The following is a 9,060-nucleotide window of genomic DNA, read 5'->3' as shown; positions in this document are numbered from 1 at the left end:
TGTTTATCTCAGTTAGCGATTTATTTTGAAGGGCGTTTAGATAGCGTGCTTGATATTTAACTTTTTAAGCTGACACAGAATTTTGAACGCCCTCCATACCGAGTAATGACGGCGACTAAAATCATTAATAACCCAAGACCAACCATTACTCTAAAACCAAAAAACACGGGTTTAACAGGAGGGTGAGCTCCTTCGAATTCATTGAGCCCTTTAATTTCACCTTCCATCTCGTGCGTTAAAATTAAACTGGCTAAGTTTGGTATCGCTATTTCAAAATCATTATCTCTAGTTTTTTCGTTTGGTATTGCAAACAGTAATAACGGTGCTCCTTTTTCGGTTTCCCAAACACCTTCCATTGCAACCACTTTTTGTGGTTGATGCTTAAAAGTATTTAACCCGTGTAAATCACCCACAAATGCTTGTAAAGGAGTCAAAATAACTGCAACGGTGAGCGCTACTTTAAGCGTAAGTTTTGGTGCGTGTTTGTGATCGTCTTTCAGTAATCTGTAAGCGCTAATACCTGCGACTAAAAATGATGCGGTAATGCCAGAAGCCAATAACATGTGGCTTAGACGATAACCGAATGAAGGGTTAAAAATTATTTCGAACCAATCCTTTGGATAAAAGACACCATCAATAATTTCATGGCCCGTTGGTGTATGCATCCAGCTGTTTAGGGATAAAATCCAAAACGCCGAAATTGTGGTGCCAATTGCCACGATAACAGTATAAAGGGTGTGTACCCGGGGGCTTACACGCTTCATTCCAAATAACATTACGCCCAAAAATGTAGCTTCCATAAAGAAAGCAGTCAGTACTTCATATCCAAGCAACGGTCCAGCAATGTTACCTACACGCTCCATAAAGCCCGGCCAATTGGTGCCAAACTGAAACGACATAGTGATGCCACTAACAACACCAAGCGCGAAGGTTAGGGCGAAAATCTTCACCCAAAACCGATAAGACCTGAGCCAAACGGGCTGATTTGTTTGAATATACCTGACTTTAAAAAAACCAAAAACCAAGCTAACGCAATGGATATGGTCGGGAAAAGTATATGGAAGCTTATATTAGTCGCGAACTGAATTCGCGACAGCAATAAGGTATCAAGCATGACACACCTCTGTTATTTACGACTTTTTCAATAACTTGTCCTTGAGGTCGATCACCTTACTTACTGATGAGCCAAGCTTCATCAATGACTGCAATTGGTCAGGTGTCAACCTTTGCAATTCAGCCGACCACTTAGTTACTGTTTCAAGTAGGTCGTGTATGGATTGCATTTGCTCCTGAGCGTACTTTTCTTCTGGTGAATTTGCTGAATCTAATATTTGATCACGTAGCAATGTAAGAGTAGGGTCAATCTCTCGCTTTCGCCTTTCTTCAAAGACTTTGTTAGCAAGGTCCCATATAGTACCGTTAGGAGCATAGTATTCTTTTCTATCGCCGGGGACATGGTGTACTTTGACTAATTGCCAAGACTGCAACTCTTTAATACCCATGCTCACGTTACCGCGAGAAATTTTTAGCGCTTCTGCTATTTGATTGGCAGTGAGTGGGTGCTCGTTTATTACAAGCAGCCCTACCATTTGTCCAATCGTTCTGTTAAAACCCCAACGACTGCCCATTTCACCGCAATGGAGCACGAAGTTTTCGATTTTTGGTGATAAGTTCATAATTCTAAGCGTTCAGTAATTATTGAAAGTTAAATATATAAGGGTATTTGACTCAGATTTATGCTTAATTTGACACAAATGAATCAGTACCCATTCCCAGACTGTAATCTAGTCGCTTTTACATAATTTGTATATTGTGAAACCCACAACTTTTACATGTTTTGGTAAATATTGAAATTTGTGACGGATAATTAAGCAAGTTTGTATAGATTGAGGTTTAAGTTCGAGGTTAGAAACGCTTAATCAATAGTTTTATGAAAGGAAAGTCGGACAATTAACTTCTTGAATTCGAGTATCTTTAAAGAGCTAGTTGCGGCTATTGCCAACTCGCCTATTAAAATTAGGTTTCGACTTTCAAACAAACCTGACTTTGATTAAAGTACAATAATCGAAACCTACAGACTTTAATCAATGCTAGCTTCTTCTTGTTTTTTAGCGCAAGCTTGCCTCTTTCTGCAACCGCTGAGGGTTTATCTGAAGCAAATACGTTCGCTAGCTGAATTGCTTCCTTGCCCAGACTTTGAAGATCTCGGTTCAGCATTTCAGCCGCAACTCGCCTAACAATTGAAGACCGTTCCGCAGCCGAACACTTTAACAATTCGCTAAACGCTATATCGACATTAATTGCCCACTCTCCAATAACAGGCTTCATTTTTTATTTGCGAACCTTTTGTCTGTCCACGCTAGTTGCCATTTTGCTAAGCATACAATCCTTTTCTCGAACTGGCTTCGACAAGCTCTAGGTCACACAGTTGGCTGTATTGCATTTAAAACAATTCCCATTAAACAATTATCGATTACATGAGTCGCCCAATTTGGGCTATCGATAAATCATAGAGCCTGAACTTGACGAAATAATTGTTGCTTTCAGTCCTTTGGCAATTTGAGGCTTAGATACTATTTCTATAATAACGTTTTGTATTGTTTCTCAGTCCGCCCTAAGCGTTCCTAGTCAATAAAGTCGCTACGATAGCTTGTGCCACCTGTTTTGGCTGCGAATGTTCAGCGACTAAAGGAAGCTGCCGTCTTGCTACGGTTCATACTTCAGGCGACCAATCGTTTAGCCTTCTAAGTGCTAGCCTGTTAGACGCGGGAACACTGATCCAAAGTCGACTAGGGAAGGTCTACGATCTTATATTACCTTTCTGATTTTACTCAGCTTATAATTAAAATGAACATAACACTACAATGAAGAAATTCCATGAGTACAAAAACCACCGATATTGCCCAGCTCGGACACCCAATATTGAAAGAACATGCTAAGGCCGTTAAAGATATTCGCTCTACTCAATGCCAAGATCTAATATCCGAAATGATGAACATTGTAGAACAAGCTGGTGGAGTTGGTATTGCCGCGCCACAAATATTCAAAAGTGTGCGAATTTTTATTATGTGTTCCAAACCAAATGCACGTTACCCTGATGCACCATTAATGCAACCGACTGCAATTATTAACCCGGAAGTCATTGAAGCAAGTATTGATAAAGAAAAAGGCTGGGAAGGGTGTTTAAGTGTGCCGAGCATACGAGGACTCGTACCTAGACATAAACAAATCAAAGTTAAGTACTATGACCAAAGAGGTCAAGAACATCACGCTGTATACACAGATTTTATTGCGCGAATTTTCCAACATGAAATGGATCATCTAGACGGATTAACCTTTGTAGACCGAGTAGAGTCTGTTCAAGACTTGGTAAGCGAAAGCTATTGGTATGAGCATTTTGCACCGAACGTTTAGGATAGCGTTGTACTGTCTTCTCATCTGGGATGGCTCGGCAACACTAATAAATTGGACCACTCTCTTACGAGGGCAGCGATGAGGAAGTCAAGGTTTTTACGTTACTTGAATGTATTTCATACGCCTTTTAACAGCCATAGCTTGGAGTTTTAACTCACTCCTACAGTAGGACATGTTTCTAGTAAACTAAATTGAATAGATGAAATAGATGCCCATTGATATTGGAGACCATGTCAGGCACTAACAAAACCTTTTTGAGGCAGAAATAGATAAGCTCTATGAAAGTGGTACTTTTAGACGCCAAAGGTCAGTGCAAGTAAGGCAATCTAAACACTTTATGGAGCTTTACTACATGAATAAACTAGAGCTAGATTAAATATTGTTGGACGGCGTCATCACTGTACCGCGTCATCACTGTACGAAATGGTAATATTACTGCGCTGTGTCAATGCTCGATTATAGGTTGACCAGTTCTTAATTTTCTTTTTCATAGTGGCTTGGGTTGCGTTATATTTTTTGTTCTGATCATACAAAAGAGCAGAAGTTCAATTATTTAGGAAACAAGGCCTTTCCTAAATACAAATTAGAGTAAATTTCCCGAGTAAAAAAGACTGTTGGGGGTTGTTGAGTCGTTTGTTTCTTTTTTGAAGCTAACCGTAGTATGGTTATAGTATATAGTTCATGTTTGTTCTTAGTGAAAATCGACTTTTATTATAAGTTCTGCTTATAATAAAGAAAATAAATAGACAATTATCAAAGTCACGTGTTTAAAAATATCAATCTGCTGGTAACGTTAGAATGTGCAGCTCGGCACAATAGTTACAGCCTTGCAGCACAAGAATTGTGCATTTCTCAAGCGGCTGTCAGTCAACAAATAAGGCAACTCGAAGCTGCGCTCAATACCCGCCTGTTTATTCGTAAAGGAAAGAAAATGCTGCTCACTCAGCAGGGAGTTGAGCTTTTCGAACATACTCAAAAAGGGCTCACTATATTAAATAAAGGAATAAACCAAGTACAAAAAGAAGAAATCGATGGTGAATTGACGATTACCTCAACACAGGCTTTTATTTCACTTTGGCTGATGCCAAGGCTACAGGGTTTCACAAATAGGTACCCAAATATTCAAATCAACGTATCCTCATCGGCAAGCTTTATTGATTTGAAACAGGCGCATATAGATTTAGCAATTCGGTTTGGCACCTCAGTCGAACAACATACACAGAATCATTTTATCTGTGAATATTTTGGCGAATCACCTGTTTACCCTATTTGTGCAATCAGCTTGGCGCAACAAATAGATTTAAGTGACCCAGCAAACTTATTATCCCAGCATATAGTGACTTTGACTCATGAAGGTCCTTACGATTGGCCAACTTGGTTTAAAGCCGCAGGCGTTACAGATATTGAACATCATACTCTTTGGACAAAAGTAAACTCGACCGATATGGCAATTAGTGCTGTCGCTAGTGGCCACGGCGTCACGCTGGCTGCTCCATACTTATGTCAAAAACTACTCGATAGTGGCGCACTTGTTATTCCCTACAAACTACCGCACCCAAACACAGTAAAGAGATATTTTGTCTACGACACAAATTCTCCGAGACTAGCAAGACTTAAAATATTTACCGACTGGCTCAATAAAGAAATGAAGCACAGTTAAGCTCTCGTGCTATCTCACCTTTGCGTGTGTTTCCTATCAGTAACTGGTCAAACTCACCAATAACTATTTATATGGGACACTTTCTCACGCAGTACATATCATACGTTACCCACTAATTTGATTAAAAATCACCATCAGTAACCACATTCTTATTAAACACAAAAAGTGACACTCACGATGAAAGTTTGACGCAGGACAAAAAAATGGGCTTAAAGCCACTCAAGAAACACATCTTAATTTACAAAATATTACATAAAAGATATATTTTTGATTGAAATTAACACGAAATTAGTTGTAAAGGATGAGATCTAGTTTATTAATTTCCATTTTACTGTTTTTAATGGCGTGCGATGATAAAGCTATGATTGAGCAGTTTGACACCCTGCCTTACAATTCGGAGAGTAGGTATTATTTTTCCAGCAATCGTATCAGCATTGTCTCAGATGACCACCCCATTTTTAAAACATGCCGTTTTCACGGTTGGGACTTTTATGCCATCGTTGACTTGGAAAAAGAACTACTTATATGCACTGATAAAACCAAACACAAGTCAAAATACCACTTACTATCAAAAAGCCACAGCCTCGATTTAGGCCACACCCCACCGCTCAGTGTGAAGTCAAATAATCTGATCACACAGCAGTTGTCGGTCTATCGAATCGGCCATACCATAAAAAAAGTGCTATCTAGTAAACACACCTTACCTCACCGCTCTGCTGCGATTTTCAGGGAAAAATTCAATGACATTATCGTACTAAAAGACGCATCTATTTATATCTTTAACGGCTCAGAATTTCAGCATATCCAAGTACTTAAGCAAGGTGCTATAAACCAGTTCACTGTTCACGATTTGGCACTCAGTACTGATGAAGAGACACTGTACCTTATGTCTTCTTATGGAAACAGAGGATTAAAAGATGTCTATATTCACGCGTTCGACTTGAATAATTCACGCTTATCAACACAGTACAAAATTGAATCAAACTGCATCTGCTTTCAACACACACTGGACTATGAAAAAGGAGGGCCTGTATTTTTTTACATAAACAAAAGTAATAAGTCAGTTGTAAAAGGAAAAATAAAAGGAAAGGAAAACTATGAAGAATAATCGCTATATGGCTTTGCTCTTGCTCGCTTTGACCAGCACACAGACTTTGGCCTTTAAACAAGGAATACATGAAAACATCACCAACTCGGTGCTTAAAAAAGAAGGTTTTCATTCTGGTTCTACAGATGAAGTCTCTGATTCTAACTACTACACAGATGTTGCAGAGCCACATGTTGAAGCTGCCCATGCAGACAACAATGTGCTAGATCTTGCCTCTACTCGGTTGACAGAAAAAACCAATGAAATTATTACAGCACTAGAAAGTTGTGACAAGCGCAGAGCCCTCGATGCACTTGGAGAAGCCCTACACACAGTTCAAGATATTGTGTCCCATAGTAACTCTGTCGACAATAATCATAATATTGATGACATGTTCGCACTACAAAACGGTGCCAAATTTCATTGTGATCAAGATAACAACTTTGCGCCCGATGGACTTGTAACTGGTTACTTTTCTCTTTCAGGCTTTCTCTCTCTTAAGCCCGGAATCACACAATGCACAGGTATGCCCGACGGTGAGTGCTGTCACAAGTTTTTGAATAAAGACAATGATAGTCAGCCAAATGGTGATAGTTTTGTAGCCGCGAAAGAAGCCGCCGAAGCACTTACACAAAAGTTTTTAGATAACCTATACCAAAAAATCGAACAACAATTTTCTACACGTGCTGGCTACTACAAAAATATGCTCAAAAAAGAGCAATCAAAAATTTACTTTGTGATTGACGACACAGGTAGCATGGGGGCTGATATTGCAGGTGTTAAGTCATCGGTTAATAGTCTATTAGATAGCAAACTAACAGCTGGAGAATCCCCCACTCTAGGTCTTGTAACATTCAAAGATAACCCTTCAGATCACGGCCTCATTTGTGATATCGAAAGCTTCAGAAATAAAGTCAATTCGATTCGCGTTTGGGGTGGTGGTGATTGCCCAGAAGCATCAGGCGCTGCATTACATACTGCATTAAACCAATTTACGGCTAGACGCGGAGATTTATATGCACGAGGCGGTGAAATTGCATTATTTACTGATGCTTCGCCACGCAGTCCTGCTTTGGTCGGTGCAGCACGCGCACGTGCAATCATTCAGGGTGTTAAGATAAACACTTTTTTAACGGGAACATGCTCTTCATTTCGCTCAGTAGAAGAAAGTGAGCAAAAAAATGTCAGCATCGATTTTCCGATTGAACCCCAACTCAGAAGCCTCAATTCAATCGAACAATTCGAGAGACTATCCTATGAAACCGGTGGTCTAAGCTTTAAAATCAACCGGCGTGAAATTGCTAGTGTGTTGCCTATTTACTTAGCGTTAAGTGATCAAGGAAGCACAACATTAGCCAACCGACAAGTCAATTCATCTGCTGGAAAAACAGCCGTCGAAACCATTAATGTTGATGAAACAGTAGCAGGCAACTCCCTTTCTCTCATTATTATGAAAGGACAGAATACGGTTTTTCCAAGAATCAAACTTCTCGACCCCGCAGGCAAAGACATCACAAATGATGTAAAAGTAATAACGCGACGATTAAGTAGCCTTGTCGCAATTTCTATCTCAGACGCACTTGCTGGCCATTATCAATTACAGTTATCAGGCACAGATGGTACATATCCAATACGCGCTTTTGCAAAATCTTCTTTCAAAATTAATGATGTAAAACTGTATCAAGTACCAGAGAAAGAAATACGACATGTCGAGTTAGTCCCCCTAGTAGGACAGCCTACGATTGGACAGGCAGTTAATGCCAAAGTACGCTTTTCTCAAACACCTAGAGACGTTGTCTTGCAACTAGTTGATACTAATGGAAGCTTGATAAAAAGTATTCCCTTGCTAAAAGAGCCGACACACCAGAGGCGTTTCAGCGCTGAATTTGTTGTACCAGAGCAAGCCTTTCAGCTTCACCTTGCTGGCCAACTAGACTCTGGAGGTACTTTTACCCGTGAATTACCAAATGTCATCTCAACTCAACCTTTTGACCTCAAAGCAAGTCCGGAATGGTCAACCGTCGAACCGGGAGAAGAGAAAATAATTCAAGTCTTGCTTACTAACCGCGATGACATACAGCACAATATTGAATTACTTGTTTCCTCTACCGCGGGCTCTGCGCTTTCTTTTATTAAAGATCACAATATTCCCGCAAATAGCACCAAAACCATTGAGTTAAAAGTTAAAGTGCCAACGTCTGTTACTATAGGTAATTATGACGAGCTGATTATAGAAACACGTAGTAAAGAAAACGCCAGTGTATACAACACCACAGTCGCCAAACTATTAGTTGCACAGAACAACGCCCCCGTTGCTGTGGATGACCATTTCATCGCCCCGCTCAATGAAGAAACAACAATACCAGCACTATTAAATGACCGAGACCCTGACGGAGACACTCTGATAATAGAGTCTTTCCAAAATACCTCAATTCAGGGTGGTAAAGTCACGCTTGCTGGCGATAGCCTAAATTATATCCCCCCGACTGACTATTTAGGTCTAGACAGCTTTAGATATACAATTAATGATAGTCGCGGTCTATCATCGACCGCGGATGTGCGGATTTCTGTAGAAAAAGTACTGCCTCGATGTGCCGACCACCAGCGTTGGGACATAGGGAGCGCTTTTATTAAAGACAGTATTGTTTACTACGAAGGCATGTTATTCAAAGCCAATTGGTGGAGTTATAATGATAATCCAGCTTTAAACTCTAGCGACAGCCCTTGGATGTTTGTATGGAAAACTATTTCTGAGTGTCGAGAGTAAATTGAACAAGGGAAGCGCTAACTATGTGCTTCCCAGCCAACACACTCTGAGCCAAACCTTCTACTTACCCTCCAATGGGTCTTGTTTCCTAAATAGTTGAACTTCTGCTCTTTTGAATCGCCCCGGGTTTGC

General features: G+C 40.1%; 6 protein-coding genes and 1 pseudogene. 4 read left to right on the top strand and 3 right to left on the bottom strand.

The window, feature by feature from the left end; genetic code table 11:
• Positions 1-56: 56 nt before the first annotated feature.
• The 3 genes and pseudogenes from N482_RS03470 to N482_RS03460 form a co-directional block, all read right to left on the bottom strand.
• A pseudogene (locus N482_RS03470) lies at positions 57-1,114 on the bottom strand (cytochrome ubiquinol oxidase subunit I).
• 16 nt (positions 1,115-1,130) lie between these two features.
• Positions 1,131-1,676 (bottom strand): GbsR/MarR family transcriptional regulator, encoded by a 546-nt coding sequence (locus N482_RS03465; RefSeq protein ID WP_063375759.1) that lies wholly within the window; start codon positions 1,674-1,676, stop codon positions 1,131-1,133.
• Between the two features lie 340 nt (positions 1,677-2,016).
• Complete coding sequence (locus N482_RS03460; RefSeq protein WP_063375758.1) at positions 2,017-2,328, bottom strand: hypothetical protein; 312 nt, start codon at positions 2,326-2,328, stop codon at positions 2,017-2,019.
• A gap of 549 nt (positions 2,329-2,877) precedes the next feature.
• Between N482_RS03460 and def the strand changes: the two genes are divergently transcribed.
• The 4 genes from def to N482_RS03440 all read left to right on the top strand — a co-directional run bounded on the left by def (position 2,878) and on the right by N482_RS03440 (position 8,928).
• Positions 2,878-3,414: a peptide deformylase gene (gene def / locus N482_RS03455; RefSeq protein ID WP_063375757.1), complete on the top strand. Its 537-nt coding sequence runs from the start codon at positions 2,878-2,880 to the stop codon at positions 3,412-3,414.
• A 763-nt stretch (positions 3,415-4,177) separates the two neighbouring features.
• The gene (locus tag N482_RS03450) at positions 4,178-5,074 is read left to right on the top strand and encodes a LysR substrate-binding domain-containing protein (RefSeq protein ID WP_063375756.1); all 897 of its coding nucleotides are present in this window, start codon (positions 4,178-4,180) and stop codon (positions 5,072-5,074) included.
• A gap of 361 nt (positions 5,075-5,435) precedes the next feature.
• Positions 5,436-6,182 (top strand): hypothetical protein, encoded by a 747-nt coding sequence (locus N482_RS03445; protein WP_155730464.1) that lies wholly within the window; start codon positions 5,436-5,438, stop codon positions 6,180-6,182.
• Positions 6,172-8,928, top strand: a complete 2,757-nt coding sequence (locus tag N482_RS03440) for an Ig-like domain-containing protein (protein WP_063375754.1) — start codon at positions 6,172-6,174, stop codon at positions 8,926-8,928. Before N482_RS03445 ends, N482_RS03440 begins: the two co-directional genes overlap by 11 nt.
• Positions 8,929-9,060 lie beyond the last annotated feature (132 nt).

Origin of the sequence: Pseudoalteromonas luteoviolacea NCIMB 1942 (genome assembly GCF_001625595.1) — a bacterium.
Lineage (GTDB): Bacteria > Pseudomonadota > Gammaproteobacteria > Enterobacterales > Alteromonadaceae > Pseudoalteromonas > Pseudoalteromonas luteoviolacea_A.
The sequence above is the reverse complement of the archived record's forward strand: the minus strand, read 5'-3'. Positions and strand labels throughout refer to the sequence as shown.